This window comes from Cellulosimicrobium funkei (assembly GCF_900155925.1).
Lineage (GTDB): Bacteria > Actinomycetota > Actinomycetes > Actinomycetales > Cellulomonadaceae > Cellulosimicrobium > Cellulosimicrobium funkei.
This window is the reverse complement of sequence record NZ_FTMI01000002.1, coordinates 651,053-673,771: the sequence shown is the minus strand read 5'-3', so window position 1 is coordinate 673,771 and position 22,719 is coordinate 651,053. Positions and strand designations below refer to the sequence as shown.

The following is a 22,719-nucleotide window of genomic DNA, read 5'->3' as shown; positions in this document are numbered from 1 at the left end:
CGGGCGCACTCCCTCGACCGTACGTCGCCCCGCCGGGCTCACCACCCGGGCCGCGGGCTACGGCGCCGCGGCGGGGACGGCGGGCTTCCCCTCGTCCGCCGGGTCGTCCGTCCCGTCGACCACCGAGTCCTGCCCGACCACCGAGTCCTGCTCGAGCGCCGAGTCCTGCTCGACCGCCGGGTCCGCGTCCGGCGCGGCGGGCGCGGCGGAGGCCGCCGCACGACGGCGGCGCACCACGAGCACGACCGCACCGGCGAGCGCCGCGACGACGAGCAGCACGGCACCGATCCCGACCCACGGCGCGACGGCGGCGCGCGACGACGCGTCGTCGGCCGCGGCGTCGGCCTCGTCGAGGCGGCCGGCGTCGAGCGCGGCGCGTGCCTCGGCGGTCGAGCCGTCGACGTCCAGCAGGAGGCGGCCGAGGTCGGCGAACGGCCCGCCGCCGGTGCTCGCGGCGACGGCGTCGCCGACCGTCCCGACGACCTCGACCGTGCGCGGCAGCACGGTCGCGAGCGCGGCGTACTCCTCGGCGGTGCGGGCGCTCTCGTACTGCGTGCGCACGGCGGCCGGGTCGGGCAGGCCTGCGTCGTCGGCGGCCTGCTGGACCTGGCCGGCGGCCGCGGCGGCGTCGGGCCCGATCGCCTCCCGGGCCGCGTCGGCGTCCGCGAACGCCCAGTCCGTCATCGCGGTGCGCAGCCCCGCGGGCGGCAGCCACGCGCCGTCGGCCGCGTCGAGGGCGACGTAGGCCTCCCTGGCCGGGCCCCGCGCGTCGAGCAGGGCGGTCTCGTCGGCGTCGGCGACCCACGCGCGGTAGGCCGCCTGGGCGTCGGCGACCTCGCCGCGCACCTCGACGAGGTCGAGGAAGCGTCGGCCGTCGGTCAGGCCCGGACGGCCCGGCTCGCCGGGGGCGTCGTAGGCGCTCTCCCCCGCGTACGCGGCGGCGACGAGCGACCCGAGCGTCTCGTCGTCGAGCCCGCCGACGAGCGCGGAGACGGCCGTCCACGCGGCGGCGTACGCGTACTCCTCGGTGGCGTCGGCGCCGTCCTGCACGTCGACGTCCGCCCAGGCGACGAGCGGGAGCGCCTCGGCCGCGTCGCGCGCGGGGGCCGGGAACGTCTCGGTCGGGCCGCCCGTCTGCGCCGCGACGCGCTCCCCCACGACCTCGGCCAGGCCCTCGGACACCCACCGGTCCGCGAACCGGTCCCCGGCGAGCCACGCGTGCGAGAGCTCGTGGAAGAGCAGCCCGGCGTCGAGGTCCTCGGGGATGACGATCTCGCCGGAGCCGCGGTCGAACCACGCGTACCCCAGCACCTCGGGCGACACGTCCTCGCGGATGCGCTCGAGGTTCCCCGGCCACGGCATCCCGACGACGCGCTCGAGCGTGGGCAGCCCGGCGGCGACCTGCTCCGCGACGAAGGCGCTCCACTCGGCGTCGCCCGGGAAGCTCTCGAGCACGAGCTCCGTCCCCGCCGCGTCGACCGTCGTCGTGTCGACCTGCGCCGGGTCCCGGAGCGAGACGAACGACCACGTGCCGAGGTCGTCGGTGCTCTCCGTCGCGCGGTGCGTCCGGGTCGTGCCCTCGAGGACCGGGGTGAACCCGTCCCACGTGCTGTCGAAGTCCATCGACGTCGGGGTGACGATCTCGACGGTGACCTGCCCCGGGTCGCCGGCCGCGCTGACGGCGAACGTCGCGTACCCGGGCCCGACGCGCGTGTACCCCTCCGAGCGGATCGGCTCGCCCGGGATCGTGTAGGCCCACTCCACGGTCCGCTCGCGCCCGTAGTTGAGGGGCGAGAACGAGACCCGCGCGGCGCTCGTGGCCGGGTCCTCCGTCGGCTCCAGCGTGACGGGGAGGGTGGCGCCGCCGCTCGTCGCTGTGACGTCCGTCGCGCCCGCCGGCACGGGGATGCCGTAGGCGTCCCAGTAGTAGAAGTACTGGCCGCTGTCGGGCTGCTCGTTGCGCAGCGTCGTCGTCACCCGGACCCGGACCGGGCCGGTGCCGTCCACCTCGTAGCGGACGTGCGACGTCTCCGACAGCCCGTCGTCCGGGTCCGCGCTCGCGACCCCCGGCGCCCCCACCACGACCGCGCCCGCGAGCACCCCCACGAGCACCGCGCGCGACGCCGTCCGCCCCGCGCGCCGCCCGTCGCCGGACCCTCCTGAGACCACCCCTGCACCGCCGTCCTCGCCGAAGCGCACAGCCCGTCGCCCCCCGCTCGTCGGGACCGGTCGACGACGACCGGAACGGGACACCGGCGGGAACTGTACCGGCTCCCGGGGACGCTCCGGACCACGCCCGGGGCCGGTGGCGGGGCCGCCGTCGGACACCTCGTGGACACCTGGTGCTGGCACGCTGTGCGGGTGACCACCGCACCCGGCCAGCCGTCGCTCGCCCGCCGCCTCGGCACGACGGACGCCGTCGTCGTCGGGCTCGCGTCCATGGTCGGCGCGGGCGTGTTCTCGGCGTTCGCGCCGGCAGCGGCTGCGGCGGGGACGGGACTGCTCGTCGGCCTCGCCCTGGCCGCCGTCGTCGCGTACGCGAACGCGACGTCGTCGGCCCAGCTCGCCGCGCAGCACCCGACGTCCGGCGGCACGTACGTGTACGGGCGCGAGCACCTGGGCCCGTGGTGGGGCTACGTCGCGGGGTGGGGCTTCGTCGTCGGGAAGACGGCGAGCTGCGCCGCCATGGCGCTCGTCCTCGCCGCGTACGCCGCACCGCCCGGGTGGGAGCGTCCCGTCGCCGCCGCGGCGGTCGTCGTGCTCACCGCGGTCGGCTACCGCGGCGTGACGCGCACGGCCCGCCTCGCGCGCGGGATCGTCGCGGTCGCGCTGCTCGCGATCGCGACGGCGGTCGTCGCGAGCCTCGCGGGGACGACGCCGCGATGGTCCGTCGTCCTCGACGCCGACGGCGCGCACGGCGGCTGGTACGGCGTCCTCCAGGCCGCCGGGCTGCTGTTCTTCGCGTTCGCCGGGTACGCGCGCGTCGCGACGCTCGGCGAGGAGGTACGCGACCCGCGCCGCACCATCCCGCGCGCGGTCCTCGTGTCGCTCGGGACGGTCGTCGTGCTCTACGCCGTCGTGGCGGTCACGCTCCTCGCCGTGCTCGGGCCCGCGCGGCTCGCCGCGTCCGCCGCGCCGCTCGCCGACGCCGTCGCGGCCGGGCCGTGGGCGTGGGCGGGACCGGTCGTGAGCGTCGGCGCGGTCGCCGCGAGCGCCGGCGCGCTCCTCGCCCTCCTGGCCGGGGTGAGCCGCACGGGGCTCGCGATGGCCCGCACCGGCGACCTGCCGGGCTGGTTCGCCGCGGTGCACCCCGTGCACCGGGTGCCGCACCGCGCGGAGCTCGCGGTCGGGGCGGCGGTCGTGCTGCTCGTGCTCACGACGGACCTGCGCGGCGCGATCGGGTTCTCGTCGTTCGGGGTGCTCGTCTACTACCTCGTCGCGAACCTCTCCGCGCTGCGCCAGACCGCGCCGCACCGCCTCTACCCGCGCGTCCTCCCGGTGCTCGGCGCGCTCGGGTGCGTCGCGCTCGTCGTCACGCTGCCCGTCCCGAGCGTGGTCGCGGGGGTCGTCGTGCTCGCGGTCGGCGTCGCGCTGCGGGCCGTGCGCGTCCGGTCGTAGCCGCCGTCCCGCTCCGCCCGGCGCACGGCTGCAAGACCCGCGAGCCCCGGGACACGAGCGAGGTATGAGCGGACACCGGACCGTGCGTGCGTCCGCGGCGACGATCGCCGCCCTCCTGGCGGTCAGTCTCGCCGCGGGCTGCGGCGCCCCCGACGGCACGACTCCCGGGGCGCCGGGCGCGTCCGGCGCGGACCCCGTCGGGCTGGTCGGGATGTGGCGGGTCTCGGGGGCCGACGGCGAGGGCCCCGACACGTGGCTGCGGCTCGACGCCGGGCAGTACATGCTGTGGGGCGACTGCGGCGCGTACGTCAAGGGCGGCTGGGAGGCGGCGGGCCGGGCCTTCGTCGCCTCGGACCCGTACGCCGCCGCGGCGGCGTGCGGCGCGGCGGGGATCCCCGAGGTCCCGTGGCTGCGCACGGTGGTCGCCTACGAGCCCGACGGCGAGGGCTGGCGCCTGCTCGACGCGGACGGCGACGTCGTCGCCGGGCTGCAGGTCGACGGCGCCCCGGCCCCGATCCCCGACGCCGCGGAGCACTTCGCGCGGGCCCCCGAGGTGACCGACGACGTGCGGGCGGCGTTCGACCCGCCCGCGCCGCTGCCGGGCGGCCTCGCGCCCGCGGAGGTGCGGGACGTCGTCGGGCGGTGGGAGCCGGCCGCGCGCTCCTCCACCGACCCGCACGTCGTCTTCCGCGAGGACGGGACGTGGTCCGGCTCCGACGGGTGCAACGGCGGCGGGGGTGCGTGGGCTCTGGACGACGGCGGTCGGCTGCTCGCGACCACGGGCCTCCAGACCCTGATGTGGTGCGAGGGAGAGAGCGTCCCCGGCTACGTCGCCTCGGCAGCCCGTGCCGGCCTGGACGGCGGTCGGCTGGTGCTCGTCGGCCCGGACGGCACGGAGATCGCTCGCCTCGTCCGGGGATGACGCCGCTCCGCCGCGCGATCGACCCGAGCGGCGGGATCGGCCCTCGAGCCGACCCGACGGCGGGCAGGTCGCCCTCGGCCTCAGGACTCGGGCTCGGGCTCCGGGGGCGCGCCCGTGGCGTCGTCGGACTCGACGACGCGTGACGACTCGCCCTCCTCGCCCGCGGGCGGCAGGCCGCGCTCGTCGGGCGCGTAGTAGCGGCCGGTGTAGCGGGGGCGCAGGAAGTTCTCGGTCGTGAGCACGGCGTCGACCTCGTCGGCCGTGAGCAGGCCGCGCGCGACCACGACGTCGCGCACGGAGGCCCCGGTCCGGGCGGCCTCCGCGCCCACGAGGTCGCCGTTGCGGTGGCCGATGATCTCGTTGAGGTACGTGACGATGCCGATGGAGTCGAGCACGTGGCGGCGGCAGACCTCGACGTTCGCCGTGATGCCCGTGACGCACTTGGTGCGCAGCGCGACGCACGCGTTGGTCAGCAGGTGCAGCGACTCGAACATCGACTGCGCGAGCCCGGGCTCCATGACGTTGAGCTGGAGCTGCCCGGCCTCGGCGGCGTGGGTGATCGTCACGTCGTTGCCCATGACCTTGAAGCAGACCTGGTTGACGACCTCGGGGATGACGGGGTTCACCTTGGCGGGCATGATCGACGACCCGGCCTGGAGCTCGGGCAGGTTGATCTCGCCGAGGCCCGCGCGCGGCCCCGACGACAGCAGGCGCAGGTCGTTGCAGATCTTCGACAGCTTGGCCGCGAGCCGCTTGAGCGCGGAGTGGACGGCGAGGTAGGCGCCGTTGTCGTAGGTCGCCTCGACGAGGTTCTCGGCCGGGACGGTGTGCAGGCCGCTCACCTCGGCGAGCCGGCGCGTCGCGACCTTCGGGTAGCCGGGCGGGGTGTTGAGCCCGGTGCCGATCGCGGTCGCGCCGAGGTTGACCTCGAGCAGCAGCTCGCCCGCGACCTCGAGCCGGCGGATCTCCTCCCCGACGTTCACGGCGAACCCGGCGAACTCCTGGCCGAGGCTCATGGGGACCGCGTCCTGGAGCTGCGTGCGCCCCATCTTCAGGACGTCCGCGAACTCGGACGCCTTCTCGTCGAACGCGCGCTCGAGCCGCCGCACCTCGTCCTGGAGCCGCGCGACGAGCTCGTGGACCGCGAGGCGGAAACCCGTGGGGTAGGCGTCGTTCGTGGACTGCGAGCGGTTGACGTGGTCGTTGGGGTTGATGACGTCGTAGCGGCCCTTCTCGAACCCGGCGAGCTCGAGCGCGAGGTTCGCGACGACCTCGTTGGTGTTCATGTTGACGCTCGTCCCGGCCCCGCCCTGGAACACGTCGACCGGGAACTGGTCGAGGCACCGCCCGTGGCGCAGGATCACGTCGCACGCGGCGACGATCGCGTCGGCGACGTCGCGCTGGATGGTGCGCAGCTCACGGTTCGCGAGCGCCGACGCCTTCTTGACCATCACCATGCCGCGCACCATCTCGGGGACGTCGCTCACCGTCGTCCCCGAGATGCGGAAGTTCTCCATGGCGCGGACCGTGTGGACGCCGTAGTAGGCGTCCGCCGGGACCTCCTTCGGCCCCAGCAGGTCCACCTCGGTGCGTGTCCGTTCGCTCGACATGCCCCGACCGTAGCCCGGCCGCACGCTCCCGCACGCCCGGGCGACGCGTCAGGCCACCGGCTCGTACACGAAGCGCTCGACGCGCACGACGGACGCGCTCGGGCGGCCCTCGCTCGTCGCGTGCACGCCGAGCCAGAGCCCGAGGAACCCGCCCGCGGCGGCGCTGTCGAGCGTGCGCCCGTCGACCGTCGCGACGTCCACGACCGGCCCGTCGGCGGGCCCGGCGACGAGCCCGTAGTCCTGCCCGCGCACGCGCAGCCCGACGACGACCGGCTCCCCGGGGGCGGCGGTCACCGTCGTCTCTCCGGCCACCGCGTCCGTGCCTCCGCGCCGGTGCACCGCGACGACGCGCCGCTCGTCGCCCGGGCCGCCGTCGACGAGGAGCCGCACGTGGTCGTCCTCGGACTGGCGCACGACGACGCCCGCGCGCTCCCCCGCCGCGGCCGGGACCTGCACGGTGACCGTCACGTCGACGTCGCGGTGCTGCTGGCGCACGCCGAGGAACGCGGGCGCGCCCGGCTCGGCGAGCGTCGTCGGGCGCACCGGGAGGTCCCAGCCCTCGCCCGCCGGGGTCGCGACGTCGCGCGGCAGGGCGCGCACCGCCGTCCAGCGCGGGTCGTCGGGGCGGACGACGCCGCTCGCCCCGCCCTGGACCGCCGTCCGGGGCGCCGGGCTCGCGAAGGGGACCTCGACGGCGTCGGGCACGCGGCCCTCGCCGGGCGCGAGGACGGGCCAGCCGTCCTCCCACACGACGGGGACGAGGAACGTCTCGCGGCCGAGCGGGTAGTGGTAGCCGCCGTAGACGCGCATCGCGAGCAGCACGGCCCACCACGAGCCGTCGGGCGCCTCGACGAGGTCGGCGTGGCCCACGCCGACGACGTCCACCCCGCGCCCGAGGTGCCGGTGCGTGAGCACGGGGTTGGCCTTGCTGCCCTCGTACGGCCCCGTGACCGACGACGCGCGCGCGACGGACACCGCGTGGTGGAAGTCCGTCCCGCCCTCGGCCGCCAGCAGGTAGTAGGTGCCGTCGACCTTGTACAGGTGCGGCCCCTCGGCCCAGACGGCGCCGCGCACGGCCCCCGTCCACACGACGTGCTCGGGGCCCACGAGCGTGCACGTCGCGGGGTCGAGCTCGCGCACCCACACCTCGGTCTGGTGGAACCACTCCGGCTCGGGCGCGAGACGCGTGCCGTGCAGCCAGACGCGGCCGTCGTCGTCGAAGAAGATCGACGGGTCGATCCCCGCGACCCGCTCGCCGTCCTCGTCGCGCAGCCACACCGGGTCGGACCACGGCCCGGCCGGGTCGGTCGCCGTCATGACGAAGTTGCCGCCGCGGGTGTCGTCGTCCGGGTCCACGAGCGTGCACACGAGCCAGAACGTGCCGTCGTGGTGGCGCAGCGTCGGGGCGAACAGGCCGCCCGACGACCGGATGCCGTCGTAGTCGAGCTGCCCCGACCGGTCGACGACGTCCCCCACGTGCTCCCACGTCGCGAGGTCGCGGCTGCGCAGCACCGGCAGGCCGGGCAGGTACTCGAACGTCGAGGTGACGAGGTAGAAGTCGTCGCCGACGCGGCACACCGACGGGTCGGGGTTGCACCCGGGCAGCACCGGGTTCTGGACGCGCGTCATGCGCGCTCCCCCGCCTCGACGCGCGCGGACACCTCGACGGCGACGAGCCGCTCGTCCGCGGCCGTGACCTCGTGCAGGGGACCCGTGACGGCGATCGTCGCGCGCGCGGTCGCCGCGCCCGGCACCACGTGCCGCGCGGCCGGCGCGGACTCGTTGACGATCGCGCCGCCGGTCGTCGACCCGAGGTCGCCCGCTCCGGGGGCGGAGTCGACGGCCGCCGCGTGCGCGCCCACCCACACCTCGACGTCGCCCGGCTCGACCACGCGCACGAGGCGGCGGTCGGAGAACGCGAGCCGCGTCGTCGGGACGCGGAACGTCACGCGGCGCGACTCGCCCGGAGCGAGGTCGACGCGCGCGTACCCGAGGAGCTGCGCGACGGGCCGCGGCACGGAGCCCACGACGTCGCGCGCGTACAGCTGCACGACGTCCGCCCCGGCCACCGCGCCCGTGTTGGTCACGGTGACCGCGGCGCGGAACGTCCCGCCCGCCGCCACGGCCGCGTCGACCTCGAGGTCCGCGTACGCGAACTGCGTGTACGACAGCCCGAACCCGAACGGCCGCACCGGCGTCGGGTCGGTGGACGTGACGTCGGACGGCCCGCCGAGCACCGGATGGAGGTAGGAGTAGGGCTGCGCGCCGCCCGCGCGGGGCAGCGACACGGGCAGGCGGCCCGACGGGTTCACCGCGCCGACGAGCACGTCCGCGACGGCGCGCCCGCCCTCCTCGCCGGGGAAGAAGCCCTGCACGACGGCGGCCGGGACGCCGCCGCGCGACGACCCCGCGTCGAGGGCCCAGCCGATCGCGTAGGGGCGGCCGGTGAGCAGCACGAGCACGACCGGCGTGCCCGTCGCGACGACCTCCTCGACGAGCCGTCGCTGCACGCCGGGCAGCTCGAGCGACTCGACGTCGTTGCCCTCGCCGACGGTGCCGCGCCCGAACAGCCCGGCCTCGTCGCCCACGACGACGACCGCGACGTCCGCGTCCCGCGCGGCGTCGACCGCGGCCGGGATCTCCGTGACGTCGTCGCCCTCGACCGCGCACCCGCGCACGTACGTGACGTCGGTGCCCGCCCCGGCGAGCGCGTCGCGCAGCGACTCGAGCACCGTCGGCAGCTCGATGCCCGCCGGGGTGCCCGGGTGGTGCGCGAGCACGTGGTTGACGAACGAGTAGCAGCCCATGAGCGCCTCGGCCGAGTCGGCGTCCGGCCCGACGACGGCGACGCGCCGCGGGGCGGCCGGCGCGCCGTCGGCCCCGGGCCGCACGAGCGGGAGCACGCCGTCGTTCGCGAGCAGCACGAGCGACTCCTGCGCGAGGCGGCGCGCGGTCGCGCGCTGGCGCGGGGTGTCGAGGTCGACGGCGGTCGGCGGCTCGTCGGCGTAGGCGCCGGGGTCGAGCAGGCCGAGCTCCTCCTTCTGGGTGAGCAGGCGCAGCACGGCGCGGTCGACCCACGCCTCGTCGAGCGCCCCAGACCGCACGCGCTCGGCGAGCGGCGCGAGGTAGGCGTCGCCCGTCGGCAGCTCGACGTCCAGGCCGGCCCGGAGCGCCTGCGCCGCCGCCTCCCCGCGGTCGGCCGCCACGCGGTGCATCACCTCGAGGAACGCGACGCCGAAGTAGTCGGCGACGACGACGCCGTCGAACCCCCAGCGCTCGCGCAGCACCTCGGTGAGGTGCTCGGTGCTGGCGTGCAGCGGCACGCCGTCGACGTCGACGTACGACGCCATGACGGACCGGGCACCGCCGTCGCGCACCGCCATCTCGAACGGCGGGAGGTAGACGTCGGCGAGCTCGCGCGGCCCCGCGCTCACGGGCGCGTGGTTGCGCCCCGCGCGGGAGCCCGAGTACCCGACGAAGTGCTTGAGCGTCGCGTGCACGCCCGCGTCCTGGAGGCCGCGCACGTACGCCGTGCCGACCGTGCCCACGAGGTACGGGTCCTCGCCGACGCACTCGTCGACGCGGCCCCAGCGCGGGTCGCGCACGACGTCGAGCACGGGCGCGAGGCCCTGGTGGACGCCGAGCGTGCGCATCGACTCCCCTACCTCGCGCGCCATCTCCTCGACGAGGTCCGGGTCGAACGACGCGCCCCACGCGAGCGGCGTCGGGTACGTCGCGGCCTGCCACGCGGCGAGACCCGTGAGGCACTCCTCGTGCACGATCGCCGGGATCCCCAGCCTGGTCCCGGTCCGCAGCCGCCGCTGCTCCGCCCACAGCCACGCCGCCCGCTCCGCCGGGTCGACGGGGCGCGTGCCGTACACGCGCGTGTAGTGCCCGATCCCGTGCTGCGTGATCTCCGCGAGCCGGCCGCCGTCGGCCTGGCCGGCCGTCATCTCCGACTGCATCGGGGCGACGGTGCCGTTCTGGTCGAGCCAGTAGCCGACGAGCTGCGCGAGCTTCTCGTCGAGGGTCATGCGCGCGTGGAGCGCGCGCACGCGCTCGGAGACCGTGGGCATCTGCGGGGGTGCCGGGCGCGGGGTCGGCGCGGGGTCGGCGCCCGGGGTCGGGCTGCCGAGGGGTGCCGTCGGGACGGCAGGGACGACGTCGGTCACGGGACCGTTCTCCTTCGGTGGTGGCCCCGTCCCGCGCGCGGCGCGGGACGGGGCAGGGTGCGGACGGGCGCAGTCAGCCCTTCACGGCGCCGGTGAGGCCCCCGACGATGCGCCGCTCGAACAGCGAGAAGAAGACGAGCGCGGGGATCATCGACAGGGAGGTGAAGGCGAGCACGCGGGCGGTGTCCACGGAGTACTGCGACGCGAACGCCTGCACGCCCAGCGGGAGCGTGTACGACGTCTCGTCGTTGAGGATGAAGAGCGGGAGCATGTAGCTGTTCCAGCTCGCGACGAACGCGAGGATCCCCACGGTGATGACGCCCGGCAGGGACAGCGGCACGACCATCCGGAAGAAGAAGCCGAGGCGGCTCGCGCCGTCGATCGACGCGGCCTCCTCGATCTCGCGCGGGATGGCGCGCAGGAACGGCACGAGGATGATGACGGTCGTCGGGAGGGCGAACGCGATCTGCGGGAGCACGAGGCCGCCCACGGAGTTCATCAGCCCGAGCGAGCGGATCATGATGTACAGCGGCGTGATCGCGACCGTCATGGGGAACATCAGGCCCGCCGCGAACAGCGCGTAGAGCGCCCCGCGCCCCACGAACGAGTAGCGGGCGATGACGTAGCTCGCCATGAGGCCGAGCACCACGACGCCGAGCGTCGTGAGGAGCGCCGCGACGAGCGAGTTCCCGAGCTGCTGCCAGAACAGCGAGCTCGACAGGACCTCGACGTAGTTGACGACCTGCCACGGGTCGGGCAGGCCCGACGGGTCGGCCGTGATCTGCGCGTTGGTGCGGAACCCGCCGACGACGATGTACGCGATCGGCGCGAGGCACACGCCCACGAGCAGCCACGCGACCACGTAGGTCAGCGGGCCGCCCCGGCCGATGCCGGAGCCGCGGGGCTCCTTCGGGGTCTTGACGCCGGCGGGACGCTCGGGCGCGGGTACGGCGGTGACGGTGGCCATCACTTCTTCCCTTCCGTGATCGCGCCCTCGGTGTCACGGCGCAGGACGTACCGCTGGTACACGAGCGCCACGGCGAGGGAGATGAGGAATAGCACGACCGCGACCGCGCTGCCGTACCCGTAGTTCCCCGCGTTGCGGCCGTTCGCGACCATGTACGTCGCCATGGTCGACGTGCCGGCCGTCGAGGCCACGTACTGGCCCCAGATGATGTAGACGAGGTCGAACAGCTGGAGCGAGCCGATGATCGACAGGAACGCCCAGATGCGGACCGTCGGGCCCAGCAGCGGGAGCGTGACGTAGCGCTGCGCCTTCCAGTAGGACGCGCCGTCGATCGCGGCGGCCTCGCCCAGCTCGTCGGGGATGCCCTGGAGGCCCGCGAGGAAGAGGATCACGGCGAAGCCGATGTACTTCCACGTGATGATGAGCAGCAGGGTCCAGATCGCGACGTCGGGGTCGGCGAGCCAGTCGACCGCGAGGAACCCGAGGCCGACCTTCTCCAGCAGGTCGTTCACGGCGCCGGTCGTCGAGAGCATGAGGCTGAACCCCGTGCCGACGATCACCTCGGACACCACGTACGGCACGAACACGAGCACGCGGACCACCGAGCGGCCGCGCATGCGCCGGTTGAGCATGAGCGCGACGACCACCGCGACCGGGCCCTGGAGCACGAGCGACATGAGCACGATGAACCCGTTGTGCCGCAGCGCCGCGAGGAACTCGGGGTCCCGGAAGATCGTGAGGTAGTTCTCGAACCCCACGAAGTCCGTCGGCGGGCCGAAGCCCTTCCACTTGAAGAACCCGTAGTACGCCGCCATCAGCACGGGCACGATGACGAACGTGAGGAAGACGACGAGCGCCGGCCCGGCGAGCACCGCGATCTCGGCTCGCTGGCCCCAGCGGCCGCGGCGCGGGCGGCGGGCCCGCGCCGCGGCGGCCGGGGGCGGCCCCGCCACGGCGCCGGCGCCGCCCCCGGCCCGGTCCTCGGGCGTCGTCGTGCTCGGCGAGGTCTCGCCCTGGGACACGGTCATGGCTCCGGTTACTCCTTGGCCGCTGCGGCGTTCGTCGTGTCGACGATGTCCTGCGGCGTGCCCTTGCCGGCGAGCAGGTTGACCACGGAGGTGTTGAGCGCGTTGCCGACGTTCTGCCCGAACAGCGTGTCCAGCCACACGGTGACGTACGGCGCCTCGTTGTAGGCCTCGAGGATCGAGACGAGCGCGGGCTCCGTCACGACGCCCTGCGCCTCCTTGCTCGCGGGTAGGGTGTGGAACGCGGTGGCGTACGCCTCCTGCGACTCCTTCGACATGATGAAGTTGAGGAACTCCGCGCACTCGGCGGGGGCCTGGGCCGAGCAGGAGAACCCGTCGACGCCGCCCATCATGGCGCCGGGCTCGCCGTCACCGCCCTCGACGGCCGGGAACGGGAACCACTGCAGGTCCGCGAGCGGCTTCTCGTCCGGCGTGAGCGACGCGATGACGCCGGGGTTCCACGCGCCCATGAGCTCCATCGCGGCCTGGTGGTTGGCGATCAGGCCCGCGGACGAGCCCGCGCCCTGCTGCGCGGAGGTCGTGAGGTAGCCCTGGTTGAAGGGCTCCGTCTCGGCGAACGCCTGGAGGTCCTCGCCGGCCTTGAGCCAGCACGGGTCGTCGAAGCTGCGCTCGCTCGCCGCCGTGTTGATGGTGTCCTGCGAGCACTCGCGCAGCGCGAAGAAGTAGTACCAGTGCGCGGCCGGCCACGCGTCCTTCGCGCCGAGCGCGATCGGCGCGACGCCCGCGGTCTTGAGCTGGTCGACGACGCCCTCGAGCTCGCTGATCGTCGTCGGGTTCGCCGTCACGCCGGCCTGCGAGAACAGGTCCTCGCTGTAGTAGACGCCGCCCGGGAGGATCGAGACCGGCATCCCGTAGACCTTGCCGTCGACCGTGAAGGCGCTGAGCGCCGCGTCGCCCACGGCCTCGCGCGTGGTGTCGTCGATCGCGTCGGTGAGGTCCATCGCCTGGCCGGCCTCCACGACGTCGGCCAGCTTGCCGCCGCCGCGCGCCATGAAGATGTCGGGCGCGTCGCCCGAGTTGAGGGCCGTCTGGAGCTTGCCGTCCATGTCCTCGTTCTGGATGGCCTGGATCTCGATCGTGACGCCGGGGTTCGCCTCCTCGAACGCCGCGACCGTCTCCTCCCAGTAGGCCTTGCCCTCACCGGTCGTGGAGTTGTGCCAGAAGGTCATCGAGACCGAGCCGTCGTCCGAGCCGGAGTCGCCTCCGCCTCCGCAGGCCGTGAGCACGAGCGTGCCCGCCAGGGCGACGGCGGTCGCCGTCAGGAGCTTCCGAGACTTCATCGTTCCGTCCTCTTCGTCGAGTCGCACCGGGGCGCACGCTGCCTCGAGCGCGCCGGGCCGCCACCGCTGTGGGGCCGCCGGTAGCGACTCTGGCAGGCGCGACCCGGTCGTGTCAATCGATATCGATAACGTTTTACACACGACGTGGCGCGGGCCTCCGGACGCCCTCGCCAGGGGCTACTGTCATCCCCATGCGCTCCACGGGAAGAGTCACGATCGGCGACGTCGCGCGCACCGCCGGCGTCTCCGTCGCGACCGTCTCCAAGGTGATCAACGGTCGCTATGGCGTCGCGCCCGAGACCTCCCGCCACGTCCAGCAGGTCATCGACGACCTCGGGTACGAGTCGTCGATCGTCGCGAGGAGCCTGCGGAGCAGCAAGACCAACGTCATCGGGATCCTCGTCGCCGAGTTCGAGCCGTTCTCGACCGAGCTGCTCAAGGGCATCTCCGAGGCCGTCGACGGGACCGGGTACGAGCTCCTCGCCTACTCCGGCGGCCTGCGCCGCGACGACCGCGTCGGCTGGGAGCAGCGCTCCCTGTCCCGCCTCGGTGGCACCCTCATCGACGGCGCCATCCTCGTCACGCCCACCGTCGTCGCGCGCGGCAGCTCGATCCCCGTCGTCGCCGTCGACCCGCACCGCGGCCCGTCCGACCCCCCGACCGTCGACTCCGACAACCTCGCCGGCGGCCGCACCGCGACGCAGCACCTCCTCGAGCTCGGCCACCGCCGCATCGGCTTCCTCGCCGGCCGCCCCGACCTCGAGTCCGCGCGCCTGCGCGAGCAGGGGTACCGCGAGGCGCTCGCCGACGCGGGCATCGCCTTCGACCCCGACCTCGTGCGCGTCGGCGGCTACCGCCCCGACCTCGCGGACTCCCCCGCGCACGAGCTCCTCTCGCTCCCCGAGCGACCCACCGCGATCTTCGCCGCCAACGACCTCTCCGCGATCCGCACCATGGAGGTCGCCGCCGAGCTCGGCCTGCGCGTGCCCGACGACGTCTCCGTCATCGGCTTCGACAACGTGCCCGAGTCCGCGCTCACCACCCCGCCCCTGACGACCGTCGACCAGCCCATCCACCGCATGGGCACCGAGGCCCTGCGTCTCATCGTCGACCTCGTCGAGGGTCGCACGCGCGAGCCCCACGTCCGCCTCCCCACGACCCTCGTCGTCCGCGGCACCACCCGCGCCGTCTGACCGCCCGCCGCCCGGACGGTGCCGCCGTCGCGGGCCAGAGCCGTGGCCCCGCGAGGTAGAGCCCTGGTCGGCCGAAGTAGAGCCGAGGTCACGCCGAGGTAGAGCCGAGGTCCCGCGAGGTAGAGCCGAGGTCACGCCCGACGCCGCAGGCTCACCGCGGGCGTCCAGGCTGACCGCGCCCGACGTCGGCCGGGCACCCATGGCGGCCAGGTCGCCCGTCGGGAACGGGGGCGGGCCGACCAGGCCATCCCGGCAGAGCGAGCAGGCGGTTCCGGCTCGTCCGTCGGCCAGGATGCGCCCAATCCACCTGCTCGGCACGACGGCGGTCGGTCCGCGCCCGGCGACCGTGGCGTCGCCGGGGGAGGTCGCCCGCGCGGTTCTCGCCTGCGAGAACACGAAAGGCGGCGCGACCCCCGGCATCGGCCCGGCAACCAGGGCTCTACCCCGCGGGACCACGGCTCTACCCCGCGGGACCACGGCTCTACCTCGCGGGACCACGGCTCTACCTCGGCCGACCACGGCTCTACCCCGCGGGACCACGGCTCTACCTCGCGGGACCACGGCTCTACCTCGCGGGACCACGGCTCTACCCCGGCGGGGCGGCGGTGTTGGAATCCTGGGCGCCTCGGCGCCGTTATGTCACCAGTACCACTGTCGACAGACCTTGAGGAGGTCAGGTGGCCCGCCTCGCACGCCGCGTCCAGGTCGAGAACGACTTCGGCGAGATCATGCACTACGACCGTCACACCGGCGGCGGCTTCGTGTCGCCCCACGCCCGCGTCCCGGAGTCCGTGCCCGTCGGATGGGGCACCTACGTCGAGAAGGGCGCCGTGGTGGGCCACGGCTGCCGGCTCGGCGACGGCACCTGGATCGACCGGGACGTCGTCCTCGGCCGCGACGTCCGCGTCGGCGACAACGTCCGCATCGCCCCCGAGGCGCGCGTCGGCGACCGCGCCCGCGTGGGCAGCGGCGCGCGCGTCGGGCGCCGGGTGCTCGTGGAGGCCGGCGCCGTCGTGCCGCCGGACGAGATCGTGCCCGACGACGCGACCGTGCGCCGCCGGGGCGGCCTGCGCTCCGGGTACGACGTCGCGGCGTAGCCCCACCCCCCGGCCGCCGCGCGGCGCGACCGCCCCCGGGCGCCGCGCGGCGCGACCGACCGCCGCGCGGCGCGCCGGGCGGACGCCTTCCCGCGTCGGCCGCCGGGTGCGTAGCCTTACCGCCCGTGACCTTCCCGCCGCACGGCCCGGCCGTCCCCCCGCCCCAGCAGCCGCCGCACCCGCTGGGCCCGGCGGGTGCCGCCGTCCCGCTCGACCCACGCGCCGTGCTCGAGGGCCGGCCGCCGGGCCGCGCGCGCGTCGGCGTCATCGTGACGATCGCCGTCGCGAGCCTGTGCCTGCTCGTGGGCCTCGTGCTCGCGGCGCTGTCCGGGGTGGGCACGTTCACGGTCGGGCTGCTGCTCGCGCTCGTGCCGCTGGGCATCTGGGTGCCGGTCGTGCTCGCGCTCGACCGCCTCGAGCCCGAGCCGCCGAGCGCGCTCGTCGTCGCGTTCCTGTGGGGCGCGGGGATCGCGACGCTCGTCGCGGGGATCCTCAACACGCTCGGCCTGGAGCTGCTCACCGCGCCGCTGTTCGGCGAGGAGGTCGGCTGGTACGTCGTCGCGTCGTTCGGGGCGCCGTTCGTCGAGGAGATCCTCAAGGGCGCGGTCCTGTTCGGGATGCTCTGGTTCCGGCGCCACGAGATCGACGGCTGGACCGACGGCGTGATCTACGCCGCCATGGTCGCGCTCGGGTTCGCGGCGGTCGAGAACGTCACGTACTTCGTCATGGCCGCGCAGGACGGCACCCTCGGCCCGACGTTCGTGCTGCGAGCCGTCGTCACTCCCCTGCTGCACCCGCTGTGCACGGCGCTCACGGGCCTCGGCGTCGCGAGCGCGGCCACGAGCCCGCCCGGGCCGCGCCGCGTGCTCGCGCCGCTCGGCGGTCTCGCCGCGGCCATCGCCCTGCACATGCTGTGGAACGCCTCGACCGGCTTCGGCCCGCTCGCGCTCGGGGTCGCGTACCTCGCCGGGCTCGGGGTGCTGGTCACGCTGGTCGTCCTGCTCGTCCGGGACCGACGCCGCACGGTCGCGACGATCCAGCGCCAGCTCGTGCCCTACGTGCCGACGGGCCTCGTCACGCCCGCCGACCTCGCGATGCTGTCGACGCTCGCCGCGCGCCGTCAGGCGCGCGACTGGGCGCGTCGCACCGGTGGCGCGGGGGCCGCGCACGCGATGCGCGACTACCAGCAGGCCGCGACCGAGCTCGCGCTGCTCCACGACCGGGTCGAGCGCGGCGCCGTCGAGGCGTGGCGCGTCGAGGGGCAGCGGCGCGCGCTGCTGCAGCTCATGCTCACGGCGCGCCAGGCGTTCCTCGTCCGGGCCCCGCAGCCGCCGCCGGCCCCGTGGTCGCCGGGCGCGCCGTCGGGGTTCACGTCCGGCGCGTGGGCGCCGGGACCGGGCCTGCGGTAGCGGGCCGCTCGCCGCGTCGCGGGGGCGTGCGGATGACGAGCACCGCGTCGACGGGTGCCCCGTCGAGCGCGCGGTAGGAGTGCTCGGCGTCCGACACCCAGCGCAGCCCGTCGCCCACGGTCACCACGGCCTCCGCGCCACGACGGCCCGCGCGCACGCGACCGGACGTCACGAGCAGGTGCTCGACGACGCCCGGCCCGTGCGGCGGCGACGTGCGGTCCGCGGAGCGCTCGAGGTGCAGGTGGTAGACCTCGACGGCCGTGCCGTCGGGCAGGTGGTGGGCGTCGAGGAGGCGGGCCCGGACGCCCTCCGACGACACCTCCGACCCCGGCCGCTCGGCGAGGAGCGTCGCGAGCGGGACGCGGAGCGCCCCGGCGAGCACGTAGAGCGTCGCGAGCGTGGGGTTGCGCGCGCCGTGCTCGATCTCGGAGAGCGAGCCCTTCCCGACGCCCGCCGCCGCCGCGAGCGCCGACAGCGACAGCCCCCGCTCGGCCCGCAGCGCCCGGATCTGGGCGGCGACCGCGGCGAGCGTCTCGTCCCCGCGGCGGCCCGACGACGCAGGGGCACCACCGCCCGGGTCGTCGCCCGACCCTGCGCTCGCCCCCGCGCTCGCTCCTGCGCTCGCTCCCGTGCTCGCCTGCGCTCCCCCGTCGCTCACGCGCGGCAGCCTACCGGCCGTGACTCAGGCCACTCTGGTAGCGTTCCGCAAACAGAACGGCTCGGCACGTCCGCTGGAGCAGCATGGAACCCGACCCGGAGCGCCTGCGCCCCGTCCTCGCCGGGCTCGTCACGGCCCTCGTCGGCTTCACGAGCTCGTTCGCCGTCGTGCTCGCCGGCCTGCGCGCCGTCGGCGCGACTCCCGATCAGGCCGCGTCCGGGCTCCTCGCCCTGTGCGTGACGCAGGCCGTCGGCATCCTCTGGCTGACGACGCGCCACCGCACCCCGCTCACGCTCGCCTGGTCCACGCCCGGGGCCGCGCTGCTCGTCAGCACGGGCGCGGTCGCGGGCGGCTGGCCCGCCGCGGTCGGTGCGTTCTGCGTCGTCGGCGGGCTCGTGCTGCTCACCGCGCTCTGGCCGCGCCTCGGCGACCTCGTCGCCGCGATCCCCACCCCGATCGCCCAGGCGATGCTCGCGGGCGTGCTGCTCACGCTGTGCCTCGCGCCCGTCCGGGCGTTCGTCACGACGCCGCTGCTCGTCGCGCCCGTCGTGCTCACGTGGCTGGTGCTGCTGCGGGTCGCGCCGCGCTGGGCCGCGCCGGCGGCGCTCGCGGTCACGCTCGCGATCGTCGGGTACGAGGCCGTGGGGAGCGGCACCCTCGCCTGGGCCGACGCCGTCCCCCGCCTCGACCTCACCGTCCCGACGCTGTCGTGGCAGGCGGTCGTCGGGCTCGCCGTGCCGCTCTACGTCGTGACGATGGCGTCGCAGAACGTCCCGGGCGTCGCGGTGATGGCCTCGTTCGGCTACCGCGTGCCGTGGCGCGAGACCATGACCGTCACCGGCCTCGCGACCCTCGCGGGCGCCACCGCGGGCGGGCACACGATCAACCTCGCGGCGATCTCCGCAGCGCTCGCCGCGGGCCCCGAGGCGCACCCCGACCCGCGCCGGCGCTGGGTCGCGGCCCACACCGCGGGCTGGGCCTACCTCGTGCTCGCCGTCGGCTCGGCCGGCCTCGCCGCGCTGGTCGCGGCCGCACCCGACGGGCTCGTCGAGGCGGCCGCCGGGCTCGCGCTCGTCGGGACGCTCGGCGCCGCCGTCGCGGGCGCGGTCGCCGAGCCGCGGGGCCGCGAGGCGGCCGTCGTGACGTTCCTCGTCGCCGCGAGCGGGACGGTCGTCGCGGGCATCGGCGCTGCCTTCTGGGCCGTGCTCGCGGGCCTCGCCGTCCACGCGGTGCTCACACTGCGCCGTCGGGCACCCACCCGGGGGTAGAGCCCCGGCACCCCGAGGTAGAGCCCCGGTAGCGCGAGGTAGAGCCCCGGTAGCGCGAGGTAGAGCCCTGGTAGCGCGAGGTAGAGGCGTGGTCGTTGACCACGCCTCTACCTCGGCGAACCGGGGCTCTACCTCGGCGGGACGACGGCGGGCGCGGGCTCGTCCGTCGGGTGCGGCCCGAGGACGGGCAGGTTGTCGCGGAAGACGTTCGTCGGGTCCACGCGGCGCTTGACCTCGCGCAGCCGCTCCAGGGTCGCGGGCGGGAACGCGTCCGTCACGCGCTCGGCGCGCAGGTCGGTGTCGAAGCTGAGGTACATCCCGTCGAACACGTCGGCGAGCGCGTCCCAGCGCGCGTCGAGACGAGACCGGCTCGCCCCCATCGCGACGACCGAGAAGTTCGCGGACCGGTGCGCGTACGCCGTCGCGTCCGCCGGCACGTCCGACGCCGCACCGCCCGTCGAGCGGATCTGGAAGAAGTACGTGTCCCCGCTCGCGACGAGGCCCGCGAGACGCGCCGACGCCTCCGGCGTGAGGTGCTCCAGCAGCCCGGACCGCGACACGGGCTCGCCCTGCCCCCCGTGCGGGCCGCGCGGGGGCGCCGAGACGACGGCGTCGTACGGCACGATCTGCGCCGTCGCCCGGGCGAGCAGCGGGGAGATCGCCGCGAACGGCTGGAGCCGCGCGAGGACGGTGTCCGGGTCGTCGGAGTCGACCATCGTCATGGACTGCGCGACGAGGGGCTGCCCGGGCCGCGGCCGCCCCACGATGAGGAAGCTCGTCGTGTCCCGCGGCGAGGCCTCCACCGTGGCGCCCCAGCGCTCGAGGAACCCGGCGAGGTCCGACGCGTCGTGCACCATCTGCGCGAACCCCACAGCAGACACCTCGTCCGCGACGAGCTCGAACGACGTGACGATCCCGACCTGCGCCCCGGCGCCGCGCACGGCCCAGAACAGGTCCGTGTTCTCGTCGTCGCTCGCGCGCACGACCGAGCCGTCCGCGAGGACGACCTCGACCGCGCGCACGTGGTCGATCGTCAGGCCGTGCGCCCGGCCGAGGAAGCCGATGCCGCCCGCGGTCGCGAGACCGCCCACCCCGACGCCGCCGGAGTCGCCCGACGTGATCGCCCAGCCGCGCGGCGCGAGCGCCGCCGCGACGCCGCCCCACCGCGCGCCGGGGCCGACGCGCACGAGGCGCGCGGCGTCGTCGAGCACCTCCACCTGGTCGAGCGCGGCGAGGTCGAGGACGATGCCGCCGTCGTTCGTCGAGCGCCCGCTGATCCCGTGCCCGCCCGAGCGGACGGACAGCGGCACCCGGCGCGTCACCGGCTGGGCGCGCGCGAACGCGAGCGCCTCGACGACCTCCGCGGTGTCGCGCGGGCGCAGCACGAGGCCCGGCGAGCCGCCGCGCAGGTAGTTCGAGCGCACCCCCGCGTACGCGGCGTCGCCCGGCTCGACGACGCGCTCCGCGAGCGAGGCGGGGACGTCGTCGTAGGCGATGCCGTCGCGACGCGCGGACCGCACGGCGAGCGGCACGACGCGCGACGTGTCGGTGCCCCGCTCCGCGCGCGCGGCGTCGACGGCGTCGCGCAGCGCGGGAGCGACCTCGTCCGCGAACCGGCGGGTGCTGCGCTCGTCGTCGGTCGCGAGGATCAGCGTGGAGACGCCCTCGTCGAGGACGAGCGGCAGGAGCCGCTCGACCCAGGCTGCGGGCGGGCCGGAGAGGTCGGGGGCGCCCCCGAGGCCGGACGCCTCCGGGGCCGCGTCGAACGCGCCCGACACGTTGAGCAGCCGCGTCACCTCGCGCGGGTCGCGCCCGACGGCGGCCGCCGCCTCGTCGATGCGCGCGTTGCCCGCGCGCAGCCCGTCCAGGCCGACGCGACCCAGCGACGGGAGCCACCCGTCGGCCTTCTCCCCCACCAGGCGCAGCATCCGGGGGCCGAGCGCGCCCAGCCACAGCGGGATGCGGCGCGTCGTCCCCGGGCCGGGCGTCGCGCCGTCGAGCCGGTGGTGCCGGCCGGGGACGAACAGCTCGCCGTCGCCGTCCTCGCCCCAGATCGCACGGATCACCTCGATCGCCTCGGCGAGCGCGTCGACGGACTCCCCCGGCGTGAGCCGGCGCGTGCCCATCGCCGCCATCGCGTCCCAGAAGGCCCCCGCCCCGAGGGCGAGCTCGACGCGCCCGTCCGAGAGCAGGTCGAGACTCGCCGCCGCGCGCGCCAGGACGGCGGGCGGCCGCATCGGGACGTTGACGACGTCGGGCGCGACGTGGATGCGCTCCGTCGCGGACGCGACGTACGACAGCAGCGTCCACGTGTCGAGGAAGCGCGGCTGGTACGGGTGGTCCTGGAACGTCACGAGGTCGTAGCCGGCGTCCTCCGCGACGCGCGCGAGCCCGACCGTCGCCTCCGGGTCCTGCGCCGACGGCGTGACGAACGTGCCGAACCGGAGCGGGTGGCCGTAGTCGGTCATGCGCGGGCCCCGCCGTCGGTCGGTGCGACCGGTGCCGGGCCGTCGGTCGTGCCGCGCGCCGCCGCGACGAGCTCGCGCGCGGCGGGCGCGACCTCCTGGCCCACGACGGCGAGCGTCGTCGGGTCGTCGCCGCCGACGATCCAGGTGGACACGCCGTGCTCGAGCGTCACCTCGGCGACCTGCTCGGCCCACTGCCGAGGCGACCCCTGGAGGAACCCGGCGCCGCCGTCGGCGGTGAACCGGCCGCCGACGTTGAGCAGGCGGCGCACCGCGCGCGGGTCGCGGCCCGCCTCCTGGGCGGCGGCGTCGATCGTCGCGTTGCCCTGCGCGAGCGCCTCGAAGCTCTGCAGGTACGCGAGCGACGGGAGCCAGCCGTCGGCCTGCGCGCCGACGAGGCGCAGCATGCGGGGCTTGAGCGCCCCGACCCAGATCTCGACGTCGTGCGCGGGGGCGGGGCCTCGCTTGGCGCCGTCGACGTGGTGGTACGTCCCGCCCACGTCCAGGCGCTCCCGCGTGGTCGTGTCCCACAGCCCGCGGATGACGTCGATGCCCTCGGAGAGCGCGTCGACGGACTGCCCCGGCGTGAGGCGCTCGCCGCCCATCGCGACGATCGGGTCCCAGAACCCGCCCGCGCCGAGGCCGAGCTCGACGCGCCCGCCCGACAGCCGGTCGAGGCTCGCGACGGCGCGCGCCAGCACCGCCGGCGGGCGCAGCGGCAGGTTGAGCACGTTGCCCGCGAGGCGGATGCGCTCGGTACGCGCCGCGACCCACGACAGCAGGGTCCAGGTGTCGAGGAAGGCCGCCTGGTACGGGTGGTCCTGGAAGGTCACGAGGTCCAGGCCGACCTCCTCGGACAGCTGCGCGAGCGCGACCGCCTGCTGGGGCGCCGCGGCGGTGGGCGTGACGAAGGACCCGAAGCGCAGGTCGTGGCCGTAGTCGGGCATGGCTCCTCGCGATCTCAAGATATGTTGTTGAACAGAACATATCGAGAACAGATAGGTGGTGCAACCG

Annotated in this window: 16 protein-coding genes; 6 read left to right on the top strand and 10 right to left on the bottom strand. The window is 75.6% G+C overall.

Annotated features, from left to right (window positions below):
* Positions 1–57 precede the first annotated feature (57 nt).
* Positions 58–2,169, bottom strand: a complete 2,112-nt coding sequence (locus tag BXA05_RS07220; protein WP_143311079.1) for a hypothetical protein — start codon at positions 2,167–2,169, stop codon at positions 58–60.
* A 270-nt stretch (positions 2,170–2,439) separates the two neighbouring features.
* Between BXA05_RS07220 and BXA05_RS07215 the strand changes: the two genes are divergently transcribed.
* Both BXA05_RS07215 and BXA05_RS07210 read left to right on the top strand, forming a co-directional pair.
* Positions 2,440–3,618, top strand: coding sequence for an APC family permease (locus tag BXA05_RS07215; protein WP_143311100.1), 1,179 nt, complete (start codon positions 2,440–2,442; stop codon positions 3,616–3,618).
* Between the two features lie 64 nt (positions 3,619–3,682).
* Positions 3,683–4,540: an META domain-containing protein gene (locus BXA05_RS07210; protein WP_076404453.1), complete on the top strand. Its 858-nt coding sequence runs from the start codon at positions 3,683–3,685 to the stop codon at positions 4,538–4,540.
* A gap of 80 nt (positions 4,541–4,620) precedes the next feature.
* Here BXA05_RS07210 and aspA read toward each other — a convergent pair whose 3' ends face one another.
* The 6 genes from aspA to BXA05_RS07180 form a co-directional block, all read right to left on the bottom strand.
* Positions 4,621–6,150 (bottom strand): aspartate ammonia-lyase, encoded by a 1,530-nt coding sequence (aspA, locus tag BXA05_RS07205; protein WP_083711617.1) that lies wholly within the window; start codon positions 6,148–6,150, stop codon positions 4,621–4,623.
* Between the two features lie 48 nt (positions 6,151–6,198).
* Positions 6,199–7,779, bottom strand: a complete 1,581-nt coding sequence (locus tag BXA05_RS07200; protein WP_076404452.1) for a glycoside hydrolase family 43 protein — start codon at positions 7,777–7,779, stop codon at positions 6,199–6,201.
* The gene (locus BXA05_RS07195; protein ID WP_076404655.1) at positions 7,776–10,226 is read right to left on the bottom strand and encodes a beta-xylosidase/alpha-l-arabinosidase; all 2,451 of its coding nucleotides are present in this window, start codon (positions 10,224–10,226) and stop codon (positions 7,776–7,778) included. Before BXA05_RS07195 ends, BXA05_RS07200 begins: the two co-directional genes overlap by 4 nt.
* Positions 10,227–10,395: 169 nt before the next feature.
* On the bottom strand, positions 10,396–11,289 hold the full coding sequence (locus BXA05_RS07190) for a carbohydrate ABC transporter permease (RefSeq protein ID WP_043657187.1): 894 nt from the start codon (positions 11,287–11,289) through the stop codon (positions 10,396–10,398).
* Positions 11,289–12,317, bottom strand: a complete 1,029-nt coding sequence (locus BXA05_RS07185) for a carbohydrate ABC transporter permease (RefSeq protein WP_076404451.1) — start codon at positions 12,315–12,317, stop codon at positions 11,289–11,291. Before BXA05_RS07185 ends, BXA05_RS07190 begins: the two co-directional genes overlap by 1 nt.
* Before the next feature lie 8 nt (positions 12,318–12,325).
* Positions 12,326–13,615 (bottom strand): ABC transporter substrate-binding protein, encoded by a 1,290-nt coding sequence (locus BXA05_RS07180; protein ID WP_061269356.1) that lies wholly within the window; start codon positions 13,613–13,615, stop codon positions 12,326–12,328.
* A 191-nt stretch (positions 13,616–13,806) separates the two neighbouring features.
* Here BXA05_RS07180 and BXA05_RS07175 point away from each other — a divergent pair, with 191 nt between their 5' ends.
* The 3 genes from BXA05_RS07175 (at position 13,807) to BXA05_RS07165 (ending at position 17,314) form a co-directional block, all read left to right on the top strand.
* Positions 13,807–14,808, top strand: a complete 1,002-nt coding sequence (locus BXA05_RS07175; protein WP_076404450.1) for a LacI family DNA-binding transcriptional regulator — start codon at positions 13,807–13,809, stop codon at positions 14,806–14,808.
* Positions 14,809–15,485: 677 nt separating this feature from the next.
* Complete coding sequence (locus tag BXA05_RS07170) at positions 15,486–15,905, top strand: LbetaH domain-containing protein (RefSeq protein ID WP_034652356.1); 420 nt, start codon at positions 15,486–15,488, stop codon at positions 15,903–15,905.
* 125 nt (positions 15,906–16,030) lie between these two features.
* Complete coding sequence (locus tag BXA05_RS07165) at positions 16,031–17,314, top strand: PrsW family intramembrane metalloprotease (protein ID WP_244550406.1); 1,284 nt, start codon at positions 16,031–16,033, stop codon at positions 17,312–17,314.
* Here BXA05_RS07165 and BXA05_RS07160 read toward each other — a convergent pair.
* On the bottom strand, positions 17,274–17,972 hold the full coding sequence (locus tag BXA05_RS07160; protein WP_083711615.1) for a helix-turn-helix domain-containing protein: 699 nt from the start codon (positions 17,970–17,972) through the stop codon (positions 17,274–17,276). The genes BXA05_RS07165 and BXA05_RS07160 overlap by 41 nt on opposite strands.
* 83 nt (positions 17,973–18,055) lie before the next feature.
* On the opposite strand from BXA05_RS07160, the gene BXA05_RS07155 reads away from it, so the two are divergent.
* Entirely contained in the window at positions 18,056–19,240 is a 1,185-nt protein-coding gene (locus tag BXA05_RS07155) for a benzoate/H(+) symporter BenE family transporter (RefSeq protein ID WP_076404449.1), read from the top strand.
* Positions 19,241–19,368: 128 nt separating this feature from the next.
* On the opposite strand, the gene BXA05_RS07150 is transcribed toward BXA05_RS07155, so the two are convergent.
* Together BXA05_RS07150 and BXA05_RS07145 are read right to left on the bottom strand one after the other, a co-directional pair.
* The gene (locus BXA05_RS07150) at positions 19,369–21,708 is read right to left on the bottom strand and encodes an LLM class flavin-dependent oxidoreductase (protein ID WP_076404448.1); all 2,340 of its coding nucleotides are present in this window, start codon (positions 21,706–21,708) and stop codon (positions 19,369–19,371) included.
* Entirely contained in the window at positions 21,705–22,652 is a 948-nt protein-coding gene (locus BXA05_RS07145) for an LLM class flavin-dependent oxidoreductase (protein WP_076404447.1), read from the bottom strand. The genes BXA05_RS07150 and BXA05_RS07145 overlap by 4 nt, the downstream gene beginning before the upstream one ends.
* Between the last annotated feature and the right edge of the window lie 67 nt (positions 22,653–22,719).

Excerpts from the sequence above, each read along its gene's own strand:
- BXA05_RS07195 (WP_076404655.1), bottom strand. The coding sequence starts at position 10,226 with ATGCCCACGGTCTCCGAGCGCGTGCGCGCGCTCCACGCGCGCATGACC.
- BXA05_RS07185 (WP_076404451.1), bottom strand. The coding sequence starts at position 12,317 with ATGACCGTGTCCCAGGGCGAGACCTCGCCGAGCACGACGACGCCCGAG.
- BXA05_RS07215 (WP_143311100.1), top strand. The coding sequence starts at position 2,440 with ATGGTCGGCGCGGGCGTGTTCTCGGCGTTCGCGCCGGCAGCGGCTGCG.
- BXA05_RS07190 (WP_043657187.1), bottom strand. The coding sequence starts at position 11,289 with ATGGCCACCGTCACCGCCGTACCCGCGCCCGAGCGTCCCGCCGGCGTC.
- aspA (WP_083711617.1), bottom strand. The coding sequence starts at position 6,150 with ATGTCGAGCGAACGGACACGCACCGAGGTGGACCTGCTGGGGCCGAAG.
- BXA05_RS07210 (WP_076404453.1), top strand. The coding sequence starts at position 3,683 with ATGAGCGGACACCGGACCGTGCGTGCGTCCGCGGCGACGATCGCCGCC.
- BXA05_RS07150 (WP_076404448.1), bottom strand. The coding sequence starts at position 21,708 with ATGACCGACTACGGCCACCCGCTCCGGTTCGGCACGTTCGTCACGCCG.
- BXA05_RS07155 (WP_076404449.1), top strand. The coding sequence starts at position 18,056 with ATGGAACCCGACCCGGAGCGCCTGCGCCCCGTCCTCGCCGGGCTCGTC.
- BXA05_RS07175 (WP_076404450.1), top strand. The coding sequence starts at position 13,807 with ATGCGCTCCACGGGAAGAGTCACGATCGGCGACGTCGCGCGCACCGCC.
- BXA05_RS07180 (WP_061269356.1), bottom strand. The coding sequence starts at position 13,615 with ATGAAGTCTCGGAAGCTCCTGACGGCGACCGCCGTCGCCCTGGCGGGC.
- BXA05_RS07200 (WP_076404452.1), bottom strand. The coding sequence starts at position 7,779 with ATGACGCGCGTCCAGAACCCGGTGCTGCCCGGGTGCAACCCCGACCCG.
- BXA05_RS07145 (WP_076404447.1), bottom strand. The coding sequence starts at position 22,652 with ATGCCCGACTACGGCCACGACCTGCGCTTCGGGTCCTTCGTCACGCCC.